General features: G+C 39.9%; 15 protein-coding genes. 6 read left to right on the top strand and 9 right to left on the bottom strand.

The window, feature by feature from the left end; translation table 11 throughout:
• Positions 1-39 precede the first annotated feature (39 nt).
• The 6 genes from NNC77_RS13440 to NNC77_RS13415 form a co-directional block, all read right to left on the bottom strand.
• Positions 40-852 carry a DUF3108 domain-containing protein gene (locus NNC77_RS13440; RefSeq protein ID WP_254971363.1) on the bottom strand — a complete coding sequence of 271 codons (813 nt, stop codon included), beginning with the start codon at positions 850-852 and terminating at the stop codon, positions 40-42.
• 6 nt (positions 853-858) lie between these two features.
• Positions 859-2,826 carry an Ig-like domain-containing domain gene (locus tag NNC77_RS13435; protein WP_254971364.1) on the bottom strand — a complete coding sequence of 656 codons (1,968 nt, stop codon included), beginning with the start codon at positions 2,824-2,826 and terminating at the stop codon, positions 859-861.
• A gap of 65 nt (positions 2,827-2,891) precedes the next feature.
• Positions 2,892-4,400: a GH3 auxin-responsive promoter family protein gene (locus NNC77_RS13430; RefSeq protein WP_117695485.1), complete on the bottom strand. Its 1,509-nt coding sequence runs from the start codon at positions 4,398-4,400 to the stop codon at positions 2,892-2,894.
• A 207-nt stretch (positions 4,401-4,607) separates the two neighbouring features.
• Positions 4,608-5,690 carry a ribonuclease III gene (rnc, locus tag NNC77_RS13425; RefSeq protein WP_234564710.1) on the bottom strand — a complete coding sequence of 361 codons (1,083 nt, stop codon included), beginning with the start codon at positions 5,688-5,690 and terminating at the stop codon, positions 4,608-4,610.
• Entirely contained in the window at positions 5,680-6,942 is a 1,263-nt protein-coding gene (gene fabF / locus NNC77_RS13420) for a beta-ketoacyl-ACP synthase II (protein ID WP_254971365.1), read from the bottom strand. Before fabF ends, rnc begins: the two co-directional genes overlap by 11 nt.
• A 22-nt stretch (positions 6,943-6,964) precedes the next feature.
• Positions 6,965-7,201, bottom strand: coding sequence for an acyl carrier protein (locus NNC77_RS13415; protein ID WP_006848240.1), 237 nt, complete (start codon positions 7,199-7,201; stop codon positions 6,965-6,967).
• 225 nt (positions 7,202-7,426) lie between these two features.
• On the opposite strand from NNC77_RS13415, the gene NNC77_RS13410 reads away from it, so the two are divergent.
• From NNC77_RS13410 to nadA, 3 genes are all read left to right on the top strand, one after another.
• Positions 7,427-8,029: a DUF4254 domain-containing protein gene (locus NNC77_RS13410; RefSeq protein ID WP_006848239.1), complete on the top strand. Its 603-nt coding sequence runs from the start codon at positions 7,427-7,429 to the stop codon at positions 8,027-8,029.
• A gap of 93 nt (positions 8,030-8,122) precedes the next feature.
• Complete coding sequence (locus NNC77_RS13405; RefSeq protein ID WP_118254459.1) at positions 8,123-9,208, top strand: glycosyltransferase family 9 protein; 1,086 nt, start codon at positions 8,123-8,125, stop codon at positions 9,206-9,208.
• Between the two features lie 550 nt (positions 9,209-9,758).
• Positions 9,759-10,751: a quinolinate synthase NadA gene (nadA, locus tag NNC77_RS13400; RefSeq protein ID WP_117695487.1), complete on the top strand. Its 993-nt coding sequence runs from the start codon at positions 9,759-9,761 to the stop codon at positions 10,749-10,751.
• A gap of 321 nt (positions 10,752-11,072) precedes the next feature.
• Here nadA and NNC77_RS13395 read toward each other — a convergent pair whose 3' ends face one another.
• Positions 11,073-12,044: a glycosyltransferase family 2 protein gene (locus NNC77_RS13395; protein ID WP_254971366.1), complete on the bottom strand. Its 972-nt coding sequence runs from the start codon at positions 12,042-12,044 to the stop codon at positions 11,073-11,075.
• Positions 12,045-12,122: 78 nt separating this feature from the next.
• Between NNC77_RS13395 and NNC77_RS13390 the strand changes: the two genes are divergently transcribed.
• Complete coding sequence (locus NNC77_RS13390) at positions 12,123-13,082, top strand: glycosyltransferase family 8 protein (RefSeq protein WP_254971368.1); 960 nt, start codon at positions 12,123-12,125, stop codon at positions 13,080-13,082.
• 45 nt (positions 13,083-13,127) lie between these two features.
• A complete protein-coding gene (locus tag NNC77_RS13385; protein WP_254971369.1) occupies positions 13,128-14,243 on the top strand; it encodes a glycosyltransferase in 1,116 nt (371 codons plus the stop codon).
• Here NNC77_RS13385 and NNC77_RS13380 read toward each other — a convergent pair.
• The gene (locus NNC77_RS13380) at positions 14,236-15,336 is read right to left on the bottom strand and encodes a glycosyltransferase family 4 protein (protein WP_254971371.1); all 1,101 of its coding nucleotides are present in this window, start codon (positions 15,334-15,336) and stop codon (positions 14,236-14,238) included. The genes NNC77_RS13385 and NNC77_RS13380 overlap by 8 nt on opposite strands.
• Positions 15,337-15,480: 144 nt before the next feature.
• Between NNC77_RS13380 and NNC77_RS13375 the strand changes: the two genes are divergently transcribed.
• Positions 15,481-16,383: a glycosyltransferase family 2 protein gene (locus NNC77_RS13375; protein WP_254971373.1), complete on the top strand. Its 903-nt coding sequence runs from the start codon at positions 15,481-15,483 to the stop codon at positions 16,381-16,383.
• On the opposite strand, the gene NNC77_RS13370 is transcribed toward NNC77_RS13375, so the two are convergent.
• Positions 16,373-18,382 carry an acyltransferase family protein gene (locus NNC77_RS13370; RefSeq protein ID WP_254971375.1) on the bottom strand — a complete coding sequence of 670 codons (2,010 nt, stop codon included), beginning with the start codon at positions 18,380-18,382 and terminating at the stop codon, positions 16,373-16,375. The genes NNC77_RS13375 and NNC77_RS13370 overlap by 11 nt on opposite strands.
• Positions 18,383-18,505 lie beyond the last annotated feature (123 nt).

Below are 18,505 nucleotides of genomic sequence, written 5' to 3'. Positions count from 1 at the left end.
AGCTCCCGATGCATCATGCACCGAGAGCTTTGTTTTATCTTATTTCACGATAGAAGAAACCGGATTTCTCACACCCTTCATTCCTACGAGGAATGCCTTGGCAGCACCAAACTTGAGGAACATATCCAAACGGATAGGAATATGATTCTCATCATCGGTTACATAGAAATCTACTATTCTCTTATACTTGCGATCCTCATACTCCATATAGGCAAGACGCAGGCAACGGTACTTCACACCATTATCTGCCTTGATGGTAACCTTACCATCAAACTTTATCTGAGCTGGAGTGCGGTTCTTTCCATCAGCAATAGGGAATTTTACGGTATAACCCTTCTTCCAGTTGGCAGGATTGAAACTGCGGGCACGCAGGAAGATGTTCATCATGTCAAAAACACAATCATCGTAGGTGGCATTCTTCCATACATGCTTACCATCATGCTGCTGACGGTGCTGTTTGAGATGACACCTACCGCCAGAATAGCTGTAGAATACCTCATCTACCGTATAGCGCTTGCCCTCGTGAGCTCCCTTACGGAAATACATAGGCGCCAAATCGGTGCCGCTGTAGCAGAGCAGAGTGTCGCGAAGCACAAAGATATCATCTACACGCTTATTGCCTCTTGTAACAAGAGAACCGCGATAAGCAGGCTTACCATGACGGGTGGTTTGGACGATAGACATACTGGCATTACCAGCTTTAACCCAAACAAACTTCCAATTGTAATACAGATTGTAAGTAAGGAACTCGCCCGACTTGAAGGCTGTATTACGGAAGGTACACTGGGCAGACACCGTAGTGCTGACCAGAAGTAGCAATAATGCAATCCCGAATGATTTAATCGTTTTCATAACTCTTTATAATTTAGGAATGTACTCGATGCCAAGTTTCTTGGCACGTTGCGCATTCTGGTTCTTAACTTTCTTTTCTTTATCAGGCTTCTGCTTGGTAATGGCACCAGGCTTCTGACGGGAAAGTTCACGGGCCGTAGGATCCCAACTCTCGGTTAAATCCCATTTAGCCTTGCATTCTATCACGTCTGGATAGTAATACACCTCTTCTGCCTGTTCATCCTTATCATAGCAGCCTGTATCCCACTTGCCGTTGCCATTGCGGTCTACTATCAGACGCATGTAATACTTCTCCGGCTTGAGATAATAGAATTCGGCTACTCCGTTCACTGCCTTCACTTCTTTCACCACCTGATCCTGCGCATTGAGTAGCTGAACGAGGAGCGGATGATTGTCGAAATCGTGCGTTACATTAATGAGCAGCGTGCCGTAAGTATCCAGGGAATTGACCTTGAAACCCTGTTTCACAGGTTTAGATACAAGTCCGTAGATGTCCTGGAACGCGGCAGAATCAACCTCCAGACTATATTCTATGTCCGGACGCCACTCGCCTCTCAGAATATACTTGCGGTTGCCCAGCGGCTTAAACTCCATCGGCGCCCTATACCATAGCGTATCATGCTTGGCATAGAGATGAATGCCTGCCGTATCGGCCTTGGCAAGCGGCGTATTGAAGGTGAAGATAACATTCTTGTCAGGATCGAGCTGAGAAGAGACACTCATCTGAACATCAAGCGGTTTTACAGCCATCACGCTATCATAAGGTTCACCCTTCTTCTTCAGTTTTTCCTGCTTCTTGGTCCATTTCTCCAGTTCCTTAGCCTGCGCCTTCATACGCTTTTCGTAAGGTTCCTTCGAAAGAATTTCGAGCGTATCAGTCTGGTTGCGAAGCACGCCCGTACTGTCTGTCATACGGTAAGTAAGCTCTATATTCAGCGTATCCTGGTTGACCAGCGCCGTATCCTTGAGCCAATAGGTAAGCGTATCGTTCTTCTCCGATTTTTCCAGAATAAAGGCATCTTTCTCATTAAAATTCAAGCCCTTGATCTGTGGCAGGATAGAATCACCATAACTGTAATAGAGCGAGAAGCAGTTGGCCTTCTGACGCTCTGCCTTGAGGAAGAAGCGGTCGGAAACCAGTTCGGTAAAGGCACGGAGCACTACATTATCCGGTAGGAAATGAGTATAATTAACCTGATCTATCGACTTGATATGCAAGGAATCAATCCATGTAGTATCCTGTCGTACATCCGGCTTGCTTGACGGCACGATAATATCATGAGAAAAAGCGAGTTTTTCGCTTTTCTGGCTGAACATATAGTTGCCATCCATATCCTGCAGGGCATAGATGCGGTAAGAGCCCGGAGCCACACCTTTTATGACGAAGCGACCACGGCTGTCGGTACGGCTTACACGCAGCATAGGCTTGGTCTTGAAGGCTGAATCGGCATGACCAGCGTAAAGACCTACCAGAATACCCTTAATAGGCTCCAGATTCTCTGATTCGAGCACATATCCTGACACCTCCATCGTATCGATGACCTCGCCGGTAGAGAAACTGTAGGTATAGTTTCCCATCGGATTGCCCTCGTTATTATCGCTGATGGCATCGGAAAAGTCGATGGTATAGGTAGTATTCGGCTTGAGCGAATCTACCAGAGAAATCTGAATATGCTTGCCCGAAGCCTTGATTTCAGGCACTTCGAGCTGCGGAGGCGAAACAACCACTTTCTCGGTAGGATTATCTACCTTGATATATTCGTCGAAATAGATATTCACCTTCTTCTGCTTCACATTTACGCCCTTATCGGCTGGCGAAGCTCCAATCACCTTAGGAGGAGTTTCGTCGAACCAACCACCATCCGGCTGTCCCATCTTGGCACAGGATACCAACATGAGGAAAGCTAAGACGTAGAAAGGCAGAAACAGTGAATTTGCCTTCAACTTGCTCTTTATGTCGTTCAATTGAATCATTCTTTATATCTTCTTAATATCGCAGCATCACTTCAACTTCAGGCGGAAGAAGCATGCAGCTTGTTTTATTTGTTCATCATGAGCATCTCATCAATGTTCTTGCGGCTGTTGCTCAAGCGTGGAATCTTATGCTGTCCACCTAACTTACCCTTGCTCTTCAGCCATTCATTGAAGAGTCCCGGCTTAGCCTTCACTATCTCCAGATGCTGGAGGGTAACGTCGTGAAAGCGCTTGGCCTCGTAATCGCTGTTGATTTCCTGCAGCTTCTGGTCTAACAGACTGGCAAATTCATCGAGGCTGGCTGGCTCCTGAGAGAACTCTATGAGCCACTGGTGACGGCACTTGGCATTACTGTCCATATAAACCGGCGCAGCGGTATAATCAGAAACCTGAGCACCCGTCTTCTCGCAGGCATAAGCCAATCCCTTCTCGGCATTATCCATGATCAGTTCCTCGCCAAATGCATTAATAAAGTACTTGGTACGGCCGGTAATGACAAACTTATAAGGATTCTTGCTGGTAAACTGAACCGTATCGCCGATGAGATAGCGCCACAAACCACAGGAAGTGGTGATGATCATAGCGTAGTTCTTGCCTACCTCAACACCCCAAAGAGGCACAACGGTAGGATTCTCGCTGCCGAATTCGTCCATAGGGATAAACTCGTAGAATACATCATAATCTATCATAAGCGACATGGCTGGGTCTGCCGGATCATCCTGCAGTCCGAAGAATCCCTCGCTGGCATTATAAGTCTCCATATAATGCATATTAGGCGAAGTGATGAGCTGTTCATACTGCTTGCGGTAAGGAGTAAAGGCAATACCGCCATGGAAGAATACCTCCAGATTAGGCCATACCTCTTCCAGATGCTTCTTGCCGGAAAGTTCCATGACACGCACCAGCACACTAAGCATCCAGCTAGGAACACCCGAGATATTGGTTACGTTCTTATTCATCGTTTCGCGGGCAATAAGGTCGCGTTTCACTTCGAAATCGCTCAGGAGAGCGGTTGACTTCTTAGGAACACGCACCAGATTGGCAAGCGGATTGATATTTTCGATGAGGATAGCGCTCAGGTCACCAACCAGACTATCCGACACATTATAGTTAGGCGAATGGCTTCCACCTAAGATAAGGCTCTTGCCATCAAAGAGTCTGCTCTTCGGATTATTGCGCAGATAATAGGCTACGGCATCAAAGCCTCCGGCATAATGAATGCCATGCAAGCCATCATGAGAAACCGGGATAAACTTACTCTTATCGTTGGTGGTGCCAGATGACTTGGCGTACCATTTTACCAGTCCCGGCCATAGAATATCCTTTTCGCCATGACGCATACGGTCGATATCCCCCTTCAACTCCTCGTAGGTATTGACAGGAATATTCTGTGCAAATTTATCATAACTGTTGGTGGTATTTAATAAATGCTTGACACCATATTCAGTATTTTTTCCTTTATTTATAAGGTGCATAAGCACTTTATGCTGCAAATGTTCTGCATCATAGACATACTTCTCCAACTCCTTCTGCCGAGGTTTGAAGACGTTACTTACTATCGTTGTTAAACTCATATCTAGATATATATCATTTAAGTAGATGCAAAAGTAAATCAAACTTTTGATATAGAGAAAGTTTTTACTATTTTTTAATACAAAAGGGTAAGATAAAGTATACAAAAAGGAAATATACAACACAAAAGACTCCCATAAGTGGCGATATTTACCATCTTATGGGAGTCTTCTATAAAATCGTATTTCCTATCCGGAAAGAGATACAGTTTACTCATCGTTACCGAAAGCAGCCGCTTCGGCAGCGGCAATAATCTCTTCTCTTGATAATTCCTTAGGCTGAGCCGTGATGTCGCTCAAATCGAACTCATCACTCTCCTTCTTTTCATCCTTCACCTCGACCTGCACTTCAGTTTCCTGGGCAGTTTCGGCAGATTTCTCTGTGAAAACCTCCTCTTTGAAAACATTGATGTGCTTCTCCTCTACCGGTGCGTTTTTTGCATCAGCATCCTGCGAGATGATGAAATCGTCTTTCACTTCTGTGTTAGGCACGTTTTCAACAGGTTCCTCTTCCATCTTGGTGCGGTTAGCCTTAGCTGTGAACACAGCATCAATATACTGTGGTTCTTTGCGCAGTTTTTCCAAGCTAGTCTTAGAAGCCACCTGCTGGCTTTCCTTTTTGGAATAGCCCTTTCCTACTCCACCTTCAACACCTTCGAGTACAACCTGATAGGTGAAAATCGGGCTACCATTCTTGTCTTTTTGCTGGTCTAGCATAACGAAATCCAGCTTCACGCGGTTTTTCTGGCTCCATTCGATGAGTTTGCTCTTGAAGTTAACCTCCTTATAAGCCACCTTATCGATGTTTATCATTTGTGCCAGAATACGTTTCTGCATAAAATACATGCAGGCATCGTAACCACGGTCCAGATAAATGGCACCTACCAAAGCTTCGAACGCATTTCCTCCCATATAACTGTTATGAGAAGAACTGTGGCCATTAGAAAGAATCAGCTGGTTGATGCCCATTTCCTGTGCCAGTTTATTCAGCGTATCACGCTGCACTAGCTTGCTTCGGGTATTGGTAAGGAATCCCTCACGCTTGCCAGGGAAATGCTGGTACACGATATCTCCTACTACAGCATCCAAAACCGCATCACCCAAGAACTCCAACCGCTCGTTGTTCACTGGTTTTCCCTTAGAATTGCGGTGCATGATGCTCTTGTGCAACAGCGCCATCTTGTAGTAGCTGATGTCGTGAGGATAAAAACCGAGGATTTCATATAAAGACAAATAAAGCTCTTTATCCTTGCGGAAAGAGAGCTTTATCCTATCTATAAAATTATTCAGCATACTTCTTGAATACTACACAGCAGTTGTGACCGCCGAATCCGAAAGTATTACTCAATGCAGCACGAACCTCACGCTTCTGAGCTTTGTTGAAGGTAAAGTTCAAGTTGTAATCGAGCTCTGGATCATTATCACCCTCTTCGTGGTTGATAGTAGGAGGAACGATATCGTTCTTCACACTAAGAACACAAGCCATAGCCTCTACTGCACCAGCAGCACCAAGGAGGTGACCAGTCATTGACTTGGTAGAACTGATGTTGAGCTTGTAAGCTGCATCACCGAAGACAGCCTTGATAGCCTTAGCCTCTGAAATATCACCTACGTGGGTAGATGTACCGTGAACATTGATATAGTCAATGTCCTCTGGCTTCAGATTGGCATCAGCAAGTGCACGCTCCATAACGAACTTAGCACCAAGACCCTCAGGATGAGATGCTGTGATGTGATAAGCATCGGCACTCTCGCCCTCACCTACCATCTCAGCATAAATCTTCGCACCACGAGCCTTAGCGTGCTCAAGTTCCTCGAGAATCAAGCAACCTGCACCCTCGCCCATGATAAATCCATCACGGCTTGCGCTGAACGGACGTGAAGCATGCTCTGGGTCATCATTACGTGTTGACAATGCATGCATAGCATTGAAACCACCTACGCCACAAGCGCAGATAGCAGCCTCTGCACCACCGCTAACGATGATGTTTGCCTTACCCAAACGAATCAGGTTGAAGGCATCAGCCAATGCATTGCTTGAAGAAGCACATGCAGATGTAGTAGTGTAGTTTGGTCCGTGGAATCCAAAGTGGATGGAAATCTGACCTGAAGCGATATCTGCAATCATCTTAGGGATGAAGAATGGGTTAAACTTAGGACCATTCTCCTCGTGAGTACCATAGTACTTCACCTCATCCTCGAAAGTCTTGATACCACCGATACCTACACCAAATACAACGCCAACGTTGTTCAAGTCTTCCTTCTCAAGATCGATATTAGCATCCTTTACACCCTGCATGGCAGCAATCATAGCCAACTGGGTATAACGGTCAAGCTTGCGAGCTTCCTTACGATCAATCCAATCATTGATGTTCAGGCCTTTAACCTCGCAAGCGAACTTGGTCTTGAAAAGGGTTGTATCGAAATGAGTAATAGGCGCAGCACCGCTCTTACCAGCAAGGAGGCTCTCCCAAGTTTCCTCAGGAGTATTACCAACTGGAGTCACAGCACCGAGACCTGTTACAACAACTCTCTTTAATTCCATTTAGTATAATTTAGCTGCTAAATTACTTAGCGTTCTCCTCAATGTAAGAGATAGCGTCACCTACAGTAGCAATCTTCTCAGCCTTATCGTCTGGGATAGAGATAGAGAACTCCTTCTCGAACTCCATGATCAACTCTACAGTATCCAAAGAATCTGCACCAAGATCATTTGTGAAGCTTGCCTCTGGCTTAACTTCAGCCTCATCAACACCGAGTTTATCAACGATAATTGCCTTTACTTTGCTTTCAATTTCTGACATAATTGTAACTTTTAAAATGTTTATAAATCAATTTCTAATTAAAAATCTGGGTGCAAAGGAACACTTTTTTTTTGAGATAAACAAATATTTTGGCAAAAAAAGTGCATTATTGTGCACAAACACCCCCTAATTGTGCATATTTTTGGCATTTTTTTCCTTTTTTGTTGGTCGTTTCAGATTATTTTGTTACTTTTGTACGGTATTAATTAAACATTTAAATCCATTATGACATTTACAGAAAAAGCCAATAAGATATTTAATCAGGCGATAGCCGATTATCATATCAAAGACAACATTGATACACCAATCAATAATCCATATCAGGAAGGTAGCATCGAGAACTGCCTTTATCTGAAGTGCTGGATTGACACAGTACAGTGGCATTTCGAGGATATTATCCGTGATCCTCAGATAGACCCGGCTGAAGCACTCGTATTGAAGCGCAGAATCGACAAGAGCAACCAGGACAGAACAGACCTCGTTGAGCAAATCGATACTTACTTCCGCGAAACATACAAAGACGTGAAGGTTCAGGATGATGCACGCATCAACACTGAGAGTCCTGCATGGGCTGTTGACCGCTTGAGTATTCTTGCCCTCAAGATTTATCACATGAAGGAGCAGGTGGAACGCCCGGAAGCTTCGGCTGAGCACAAAGCGAAATGCCAAGCCAAACTGGATGTACTCCTGGAACAGCAGGTAGACCTTTCTACAGCTATCGACCAACTCTTGGAAGATATCGAGGCTGGACGCAAATACATGAAGGTTTACCGACAGATGAAGATGTACAACGATCCTTCAACCAATCCTGTACTCTACAAGAAATAAAAAAACAGAATAGGAGAGCGCATACACCTTATTATATAATAAGAGGTATGGCTCTCTTTTTTCACCTTATATTATATATAGAAGAAAAAAACGATGAAAACTGAGCATATCCTGGTAATTAGATTTTCAGCCATGGGCGATGTAGCCATGACCGTACCTGTAATTCAATCTTTGGCCAAACAATACCCGAAAGTTAGAATTACTGTGCTCAGTCGTCCCTTTGCCCGTCCTTTCTTTGAAGACTTGGCTCCTAACGTTGGCTTTATGGAAGCTGATATCAAGGAGGAATACAAAGGGGTGAAAGGACTCAACGCACTCTATCGCCGATTGATAGCCAAACAGTTTACAGCAATTGCCGATTTACATAGCGTGCTGCGTTCCGATTATCTGCGTATGCGCTTCAACCTGGATAACTTCAAGGTTGCACATATTGACAAACATCGCAAGGGAAAACGCAAGCTGGTAGCTTCTAATGGTAAAAAACTTGTGCAGCAACCTACATCGTTCCAAAACTATGCTGATGTTTTTGCACAACTTGGATATCCTATCCACATGGATTTCACATCTATCTATGGGGATGGAAAACAAGGAGATTTAAGTATCTTACCACAGGAGGTATTCGGAGTAGGAGAGAATGCTATCTCACTAGAAGACAAGCACATAACAGAGCCGTGGATTGGTATTGCTCCCTTCGCTGCACACGAGGGAAAAATATATCCGATACAACTGATGGAAAAAGTTATCCAGCGACTTATCCACAATCATCCACACGCTCATATCTTCCTTTTCGGTGGAGGCAAAGACGAAACACCAGTGATGAACGACTGGGCTGAGAAGTATCCACAACTCATTAACGCTTCTTCTCATCTTAACGGATTGAAACAGGAACTCATCCTGATTAGTCATCTGCACGTTATGGTGAGCATGGATAGTGCCAATATGCACTTGGCATCGCTTGTAAACACTCCTGTAGTAAGCATCTGGGGAGCTACCCATCCATACGCAGGTTTCATGGGCTGGCATCAGGATCCTGCCAATGCCGTACAGCTTGACTTACCTTGCCGCCCTTGCAGTATCTATGGTAACAAGCCTTGCGCTAGGGGAGACTTCGCATGTATGAAAAATATCTCTCCTGAACTGGTAACAGAAAAAATTGATTCTGTTTTGAACAAAAGATAGGGAATCAGAACTTCTATATATAATAATATATCAGAAACCTATATATAAATAGGTATAGAATAGAAAGAAACAGATGGAAATCCTATAACCAAAAACTACCATATAAATAACTCAGACCAGAGAGCAGAATATCCTGATGGATTTCTGCTCTTTTTTGTTTTCCACAAAAGCGTGGATAAGTGTACGGAAAACCCCAATAATAACTTTTTAATAAGTTTGTAAATATCCACACATACCTATCTCAAACCAACGAAAAGAGGATATCCACATAGATATTATTAAGTTTTTAGAAACTTTTTCGCAGTTTTTGACCGAAAAAAGATATAAACTTATTAACTTTGCACCGAATTGGGGAAATGTTGATAAACCGGTTAATGCATTAAGAGACAAGAAAAAGATTTCAAAGGCCTCTGCGGATAAACTGAAATAAGACTTGGATAACGAAATACGCAAGTTTTTATGCAGAATGTTATCCACTTATCCACGGCATATCATCATCTCTATATTCTCTTTTAAAAAAATAAAAAATAAGAAATATAATATGAATGTTATGGTGAAAAAAGAATGGATTGAGAAAGGATACGTTGACGAACCCGTTGACGAAGCCTTGGACTTGAAAGCTGAAATCAGAAAGCTTTGCAAGGAGAAAGATGCTATTATCCTCGCCCACTACTATACGGTAGGTGAGATTCAGGACATCGCCGACTTTGTTGGCGACTCTTTGGCTTTGGCTCGTAAAGCTGCAGAAACCGATGCCCAGGTAATGGTTATGTGTGGCGTGCACTTCATGGCTGAGACATGCAAACTCTTGAGTCCTGACAAAACCGTGATCTGTCCTGACTTGAATGCTGGTTGCTCGCTTGCTGACAGCTGTAAGGCTGAGGATTTGAAAAAGTACAAGGAAGAGCATCCAGGATATAAGGTTGTGAGTTATGTAAACACCACGGCAGCAGTAAAGGCGCTGACTGATTGTGTAGTGACAAGCGGTAATGCCAAGAAGGTGATTGACAGTTTTCCACAGAACGAAAAAATCATCTTTGGTCCAGACTATAATCTCGGTAACTATATAAACAGCGTTACAGGCCGCAATATGTTGCTTTGGAACGGTGGTTGCCATGTACATGAGAAATTCTCTGTAGAGGCTATAGTTAAACTGAAGCAGAAGCATCCTGAGGCTGTTGTGATGGCTCACCTGGAGTGTAAGGCACCTGTACTTGCTGTAGCCGATGTAAAGGGCTCTACAGCCACCATGTTGCATTATGCCCAAGAGCATCCTGAAATCAAGGAGTATATTATCGCTACAGAGGCTGGTATCCTGCATGAGCTGGAGCGTAATTGTCCTAACGTAATTTTCTATCCCGTACCTCCAGAGGTAAGCGAGGGTGGAGTAGGTTGCAGCTGCAACGAGTGTGAGTATATGAAGATGAATACGCTCAAGAAGATATACAATGCATTGAAATTTGGTTGGCCAACAGTGGAAGTGGCTCCTGAAATAGCGAAAAAAGCGGTCAAACCAATAGAAAAGATGTTATCACTATCGTAGAATGATGTGGTGAAAATTATAAGATTGGTGGTAAAATTTGTTTTTTATGGGTGAAAAAATCATATTTCGCTACCATAAAATGTATAATTTACGACTTTATAGACAAAAATCGTCGTATCTTTGCATCAGTTAAAACAAACGGACGTTGTGAAACGTCATTTCATCATCTTTTACTTATACAAATAATATTAGAAAATTTAATCTAATTATAAAGATAGAGCGTTCAAGTGATTTGAATGCTCTATTTTTGTTTATATAGGATTTTCTCTTATTCCTCTGTATGCTTATCCGGATGGGAGAAATCTTTATGCCTTCCTTCATTTATTTCTTGATAAGAAAGAGAAGTGCAATTCGTCCTACGTATGTACCTATCATCTTTCTGAACATCATATATTTCTTGGTATATTCTTTGTTTGGAAGAGGATATAATCCGTGTTTCCTTAATTCTCTGATGGCATGATTCAAGGATATCAATGAATGCTTCAAACGGATATTGTTAACCAGATAATCCATCGAGAGCTGGGCTATACGGCGGTTGAGTGCCTGGCGCTCTGCTACAGGAACCGTATCGAGCAACTTCTGAAGATGTAGAATCACCTCCAGTTTATTATCCATGTGGATATCTATCTTATCCTTATTTTCTAATTCGCCAGGCGCGTATTTATCCACTCTATTATAATAAGGTGAGGTCTGAGTCTTGAATATTCGTTCTGCCCGTAAGAAGAGTTGTGGTGTAAATTCCTCGTCCTCGCCAAAACTGATGTTTGGTGAGAACAGCAGGCTACCCACAATGGCGCGGCGGAATATATAGGAACAGGCTGAGCCTAAAAGGGTATTGTTGTTGAGATATTCTGTGCCGCTGATTGGGGTAGGGAGTTCGTAAGATGGTTCTCCTATATCATCCTTGCTGAAACAGAATGTAACGATATCTGGATTATGGAATCTCACGATGTCAAGGCAATGTTCATAGGTTGGCTGAAGAAGATAATCATCTCCTTCTATAAACTGGATGTATTTTCCTTTGGCTAAGTACATGCCATAGTTGCGTGCCATACTGCTGCCTAAGCCTGGTAATCTTAAATAGAGCAGGTTATCCAGCAAATCTTTTATCTGGCTGGCTACCAGTTCATCGCTACCATCATCAACGAGAATTATTTCCCTCTCTTTTGCATTGAGCGAAAGCTGAAGGATACTATTGATGCATTCTACAAGATATTCCTTTTGATGGTTGCTTGTAGTAATGATGAAACTCACCAATGGTGAAGATATCTCTGATATTAAATCTTTCTGCATAAGTTATTCTTTTTTATGACTGCAAAGATAATAAAAAGATTTAATTTACGTATTAATAGTAGTACAAAAAACATAAAAATGGAAATAGTTTGTTCTACAGATAGTAAATATATCATGCCGACCGGTATCATGTTGCTCTCTTTGTTTGAGAGCAACAGAGGAGAAGTTGTCAATGTACATCTCCTGCATGATCATGATTCTGCTGCATTATTGGATCCTATCAGAGCCATAGCTGCCAGTTATCAGCAAAATATCCATTTCTATCTAATTAATGATGATATCTTCGAACATTTTCCTATAGGTTTGGATTTCCAACTAGATCATGTAGGAACTTCGTTTGCTACTTATTATCGTTTGTATCTTGCGGAAATTCTGCCTGCTGATATTGATAAGGTTATCTATCTAGATGGCGATATTCTGGTTGTGGATAAACTTGTTAAATTGTGGAATACTTCTGTTGAAAACTATGCAATTGCCGCTGTTCCAGATAGTTATAATAATAAGATAGAACACTATAATCGCTTGCGTTATCCCCAAACTTTGGGATATTTTAATGCAGGTATGTTAGTTGTCAATCTGAAATATTGGCGTGAAAAGCAGGTGCTTCTCAAATTCTTTGATTATGTGAAATCTAATACGGAAAGGTTGAGATGTCATGATCAGGATGTACTGAACTATCTGTTTAAGAATTCTAAGTTGGTATTACCTATCAGATATAATGTACTGAATGAGTATTGGTTTGATTTGCGTTATTCTCTTATCTCCTGGGAATTTGATGAACAGATATTGGAAGCTCAGGCTCATCCGGCCATTATCCATTTTACGGGTATTCCTAAACCATGGTATAAGAACTGCAAGCATCCATGGAAAAAGGAATTTGATAAGTATAAAGCGATGAGTCCTTGGCGTGATGAAAAAGAAAAGCGCTGGATGCCATTGAAGTTCTGTCTGGAGAAAATTGCCATAAAACTGGTGGTAAGCATGGGACTGCGCAAATCTGATTATATTGTAGAAAATAGGTATATTGAATTGTCTTAAGTTTCTTATATTCAAGTATCTTATAAATAAGTATCATATAAAGTTATGAAGATTCTGTTGGTAGGTGAGTCTAGTTTGCTACATAATACTCTCAAAAAGGGATTAGTAGAACTTGGACATCAGGTAACGCTGATGTCCGACGGCAATGATTGGCACAACTCTCCTCGTGACATCGACTTGCGCCGTAATATGGAGCGTTATGGAAGATGGAGCGGGCTTATGGTGTTGTGGAAAATTGTCTGCAATCTTCATAAGATATGTGGAAATGATATTGTTCAGGTACATAACTATCAATTTGTGCCTTTGATGGGGTGGTGGAACATGCTGATATTCTGGTTTCTCAAGCTTACCAATAAGCGAATCATTAAAGGCTGTTTTGCCGATGATCCGCATCTATTCAGACAACAGGCCAAGGGTATTCCTGCCTATTCTGATACTTATTGGAATGGTAAATTACAGAATATCGAGGAGAATAAAGAGCGTATGGCTTTTCATTTCATGCCTCAGTTTGATAAGTGCTGGCATACTGTATCTTATCATTCTGATGCTTTGATAGCCTGTCTTTATGAATATTACCTCTGTTACGATGTTTCTGAATTTCATAAAAAACTCTACTATATTCCTCTCCCGATGATAATTCCTGCTATAGATGAAAACAGGCAGAAAGGGAATGGTGAGGTTATCAAAGTGCTTGTAGGTTTACAACCTAAGCGCGAGTATCTGAAAGGTGCTTTAAAGATAGCTCATTTTGTGGAAATTCTGTCAAAGAAAAATCCTGGTAAGATAGACCTCAAATATGTAGAAGGAGTAGACTATGATGAATATTGCCGGATGCTGGATGAAGCAGATGTTCTGGTAGATCAGTTTTACAGTTATACTCCATCCATGAATTCGTTGGCAGCCATGGCACGTGGTACGGTGGTTATCGGTGGAGGAGAGGAAGAATATTATGAGTTCATTGGCGAAACAGAATTACGTCCTATTATCAATGTGAGTCCTGAGTATTCTGAATCTCAGAATGTGGCAATCATCGAGCAGGCTTTCTTTACTTCTGGACATTTATCATATCTCTCGCGTCAAAGCATTGCTTTCGTTATGAAATATCATGATTATCGGAAGGTGGCAAAAGAATATGAACAATTATTTATTTCACTCATGTAGAAACATAAGTGTTATATAATTGTTCTATAAGTTTTACCCATTTAGGAAATATCTGTTCACGATAGTATTTTTTTCCTACTTTTATAGCATGGATTCCAAATTTTTGTCTCAGGTTTTCTGAACTTATCATTTGTATGATAGCTTCAGAAAATTTATTTTTATCCCCTTGTGGTATTAAAAAACCATTATATCCATTGGTTATAATATCTTTTGCACCATATTTAAAGTCAAATGCTACAGTTGGTATTCCGCAGGCTTGCCCTTCGATAAGAGTTATGGCTTGACCTTCATATCTTGATGGTATAACTTGAATACTATAATTAGGATAGATATCCCATATATTATCTGTTCTGCCACAAAGTATAATTTGTTCTTTTAGATTGAGAAAATTGATTTGTTGTTGTAATTGTTCATAGCAACTACCTTCTCCATAGATATGGAGTTGCCAGTTTGGATATTTTTTTGCAACTTTTTTCCAGCATTCTATAAGAACATCAAATCCTTTAGCATATTCTAATCTACCAACAGCTATTACTCTTTTGGTGTCATAGTTTTCCACTAGTTTATGGGGTGTGTTGATAAAATTGGGTATAATACTTATTTTTTTTGTATGTTTATATTCTTTAGCGTCACCTTTAGTTAAGCAAACTACTTGATCGGCCGCTTTTTCCATAAGAAAAAATAATTTATGATAAGGAGTAAATGAACGAGCAGAATGCGACTCGTATACTTTTTTTGCTTTTGTTTTGATTAAGGGTAATAAGATAGCTCCCAAACTCATAGTATAGAATATGAGTTTAGGTTGGATACGATTGATAATAGTTTGAAATTTAAAGATAATTTTTCCTATTGTTATTATTCTAAAAAGAGTTTTTAATAGAATAGAACTATTTTTGGGAGTGAACGGAATTTTAAGAGAGATGAAATCCACGCTTTCCTCTAGATGGTAGCTTATAGGACGCTCATCATGATATATGGAAACAATAGTAACATGATGTTGAAATCTTGAGGCTAAATAATTAGCCTTTTCAGCAATAATTCGTTCTGCTCCACCTTTTATTGAAAAATCTTCTATAACATATACTATTTCCATTTTATAAAATAATAATGAGATTTATTTATTCACAAAAATACGATATTTCAATTTATCTACCAAAAATACTTATTATATTTAATAATTCTTATCATATACTCCATGCTATTAGCAATAAAACAGGATTATTGTCGTTTAAATAGTATGATTATACAAGAGCTGTCTATACTTATTCCTGTTTATAATGATGAAGCCACTTTGCTGGTAAAATCTCTTCATAAACAAGCACAAGCTGTTTCTGGTTTGTGTTATGAAATTATTGTTTTTGATGATGGTAGTACTAACAAAAAAACTATTGAAAATAATTATTCATTGACTCTTTTGCCAAATTGTCGTTATATATGTTCAGAACATCATGATTGTCGTGCTGCGATGCGGAATTCATTAGTTAGACAGGCAAAGTATGAGTGGCATTTAATGATAGATGCTAGGTTGATATTAGTGAATAATGATTTTTTGATACGTTATCTTAGTTGTGGTGTTCGGGTTGGAGAAGTTGCCTGTGGAGGAGTTTGTGTGGATGGTGGTTCTCTTACTGTTCAATTATATCGTGAGAATTTGCGTTTTAGATACGAAAAGCATGAAGAATCTAAACATTCATATATAGTGAGAAAGTCTGAACCTTATAAATCCTTTCGTACAACCAATTTCTTTTATCATAAGTCTGTATTGGAACAAATTCCTTATAATGAACAGGTTAAGGGGTATGGTTATGAGGATGTTTTGCTGGGAAAGGCATTAAGTGAAAAGAAGATAAAAGTAACCCATATTGATAATCCCGTTGCCTATACTGAGTTTGAGGAAAATCTGGTTTATCTTCGAAAAATAGAAGAAGCATTACGTACTTTGCATGCATTTGAAGGAGAGTTGAATGATTACTCTCCATTATTGCATGCAAGAAATATCTTGAGAAAGTTTCATCTTCTGGGCGCTTTCCGAAAGTTTCATGCTCTCTGTAAAGGTTGGGAGCTTATGAATCTTTGTAGCAATATGCCTTCTCTTTTCATATTTAAACTCTATAAACTAGGCTATTACGTCAGCCTTTAAGTTTAGGAAAAGATAGAATTGTTATTGCAAATGGAATGGCTGCATCTATATAGGTTATGTCGTAGTTTGAATTAAATATATCTGTCCAATTCCCATAAATATACATAGAATATCCATAGGAGATTATTGGGATGAGCAGTAGTATTATAACAGAATATAGAACCTGAAATTGGTAACTACCTTTCCAGGTTAGTGACATGGTAAGAGCTATTGTAACAAGGAATATTGTTGCAATAGGGCTACCTTGTCTAAACTGTAAGGAAAAAGGATTATTTTCAGCTTCAAATAACTCCTTGGCATCCCATAATATTAATGGTAGAAATGTCATTGTAAATACTCCCACAATAAGAAGTGGGATAAGAATCTGCTTCTTTACTTTTAATTTTATATAGTATGGAAAAAATAGAATGAACAGAGGAAATGCTACGCTCAGTCTGGTAGATAACCATAAACCTACACACACAGACAGAATCCATGGGTGCTGTTTGAAATTAATTTGATAGACTTGCAGTATATTGATAAAAGCTGCTAGCAGAAAGAAGTTTGATATGAGATCGCTTCTTACAGCTACTTCATACCAAAGGTTAATAGAAAGGAACAATAAAAGTGTAGCCTTGATGGCTGCTTTGTAACCTGATAATAACTTAATACTGTAGATAAATATCATGCAAGTGAATATTTCTGATAATCCTACGTTCTGTAATAGATAGAATGGTATATGGAATACCAGCCATATAGGAAATGGTGATGCATTTCCGCCTAGATGTGTTTTGGCAGAATACGGAAATTGTCCATTGAAAAGATTTTGGATAGGATAAGCTAAGGCTGACCATCGATCAACTTTGTTGGTCAAAGGGTCAAAATGGTATTGTACTATCAATAGTCCTATTACAAGAACTGTAGTTGTTGCAGCAAACAGATAGGGTAAATATTTGTTTATTTTTTTCTCTTCTTCTTTTGTTGCAAAGAAGAGTATATCTAAAGCCAAAACTAAAGCGTATCCAATACAGATGTATCCATAGTGTTCTGTAACTCTCATACTATATTTGCACATGAGCGTATAGCATATCCCTATATAGAGAATGCCTGTTAAGCTATAAATGAAATAGCTTTTTTTACTTAGAAACTGATTGATTCTTCTGAAAATAACACTTATGATAATTGAATATGCAGAATAGATGAATATGGATATAATACCAGTGATGGCTGGCATAAAGTTGTAGTGAACTATATATAATTCGTAACTGATTTTACCTAATTTATTGAATATACCAATCTTTTTTAATAGTGGAAAAAGGAAAGGTGCGGCTATGATAGACATAGCCAACGGCAGTTTAATGTTAAGCAGTATAACATTAAACAGTATCGATCCCTTTATTTGCTGAATAGTTGGTATTTCTTTGATTAACAGGAATATAATTCCGTATATTACGCTTAGGCAAGTATACTTCAATACATACTTTTTGTTTAGTTTGTTCAGCTTCCCAACATATTCTGATGCTAAGTATCCACAGAAAAAGGAGAAAGCTTGTTCACTATATAGTTGTTGCTGGAATACATTATATATTCCAAAGACAAAAAGAATGTATTTCGTATTTTTCGTAAAAAATCTTCTGCTTATCCAATATACAAGATACCATCGTATGATATAATCGACGAACCAGAGATCTGAAGCGTAAAAAGTCAAATTCTTTAGAAGTTGTACTGAATTAAAATGTTCAACGAATGGTAGTTGAAATAAAAAGATAGTCCAGCATGGGATGATTACACGAAGAAATCTCTTTTTCCAAAAGTTATTGATGCCATTTATTTTATGGCTTTCATTAATGCCAAATCCTGAAATAAATAGGAAAACAGCAACAGCTACGCTACCAAAAATATTAAAAAAGCGAGGATAGTCCTCTAACTGCATAACAAAGTGCATCAGCATGATTAATAATGCTGATACACCTTGCATCCATAAAGTATTTTGACGTGATAATATATTATTTTCTGTCATTGGTCGGGGGTGTAAATTAAACTGTGTCAAGGCTTGTTCTTAACTTTCATTCCCACTCCCTGCTGGGGGCATGCCCCCAGCAGGGAAGCCTTTTCGGCTGCAAAGTTACATAATTTTAAATCT

Origin of the sequence: Segatella copri (assembly GCF_024330485.1) — a bacterium.
GTDB classification, from domain to species: Bacteria; Bacteroidota; Bacteroidia; order Bacteroidales; family Bacteroidaceae; genus Prevotella; species Prevotella copri_L.
Note: the sequence above shows the minus strand (reverse complement) of the source record. Positions and strands in the feature narration are given on the sequence as shown.

What these genes read in the sequence shown, in the direction of transcription:
- NNC77_RS13410 (WP_006848239.1), top strand. Translation starts at nt 7,427, where the DNA reads ATGACATTTACAGAAAAAGCCAATAAGATATTTAATCAGGCGATAGCC.
- NNC77_RS13390 (WP_254971368.1), top strand. Translation starts at nt 12,123, where the DNA reads ATGGAAATAGTTTGTTCTACAGATAGTAAATATATCATGCCGACCGGT.
- NNC77_RS13395 (WP_254971366.1), bottom strand. Translation starts at nt 12,044, where the DNA reads ATGCAGAAAGATTTAATATCAGAGATATCTTCACCATTGGTGAGTTTC.
- NNC77_RS13375 (WP_254971373.1), top strand. Translation starts at nt 15,481, where the DNA reads ATGATTATACAAGAGCTGTCTATACTTATTCCTGTTTATAATGATGAA.
- NNC77_RS13435 (WP_254971364.1), bottom strand. Translation starts at nt 2,826, where the DNA reads ATGATTCAATTGAACGACATAAAGAGCAAGTTGAAGGCAAATTCACTG.
- NNC77_RS13385 (WP_254971369.1), top strand. Translation starts at nt 13,128, where the DNA reads ATGAAGATTCTGTTGGTAGGTGAGTCTAGTTTGCTACATAATACTCTC.
- nadA (WP_117695487.1), top strand. Translation starts at nt 9,759, where the DNA reads ATGGTGAAAAAAGAATGGATTGAGAAAGGATACGTTGACGAACCCGTT.
- NNC77_RS13405 (WP_118254459.1), top strand. Translation starts at nt 8,123, where the DNA reads ATGAAAACTGAGCATATCCTGGTAATTAGATTTTCAGCCATGGGCGAT.
- NNC77_RS13440 (WP_254971363.1), bottom strand. Translation starts at nt 852, where the DNA reads ATGAAAACGATTAAATCATTCGGGATTGCATTATTGCTACTTCTGGTC.
- NNC77_RS13370 (WP_254971375.1), bottom strand. Translation starts at nt 18,382, where the DNA reads ATGACAGAAAATAATATATTATCACGTCAAAATACTTTATGGATGCAA.
- rnc (WP_234564710.1), bottom strand. Translation starts at nt 5,690, where the DNA reads ATGCTGAATAATTTTATAGATAGGATAAAGCTCTCTTTCCGCAAGGAT.
- fabF (WP_254971365.1), bottom strand. Translation starts at nt 6,942, where the DNA reads ATGGAATTAAAGAGAGTTGTTGTAACAGGTCTCGGTGCTGTGACTCCA.
- NNC77_RS13430 (WP_117695485.1), bottom strand. Translation starts at nt 4,400, where the DNA reads ATGAGTTTAACAACGATAGTAAGTAACGTCTTCAAACCTCGGCAGAAG.
- NNC77_RS13380 (WP_254971371.1), bottom strand. Translation starts at nt 15,336, where the DNA reads ATGGAAATAGTATATGTTATAGAAGATTTTTCAATAAAAGGTGGAGCA.
- NNC77_RS13415 (WP_006848240.1), bottom strand. Translation starts at nt 7,201, where the DNA reads ATGTCAGAAATTGAAAGCAAAGTAAAGGCAATTATCGTTGATAAACTC.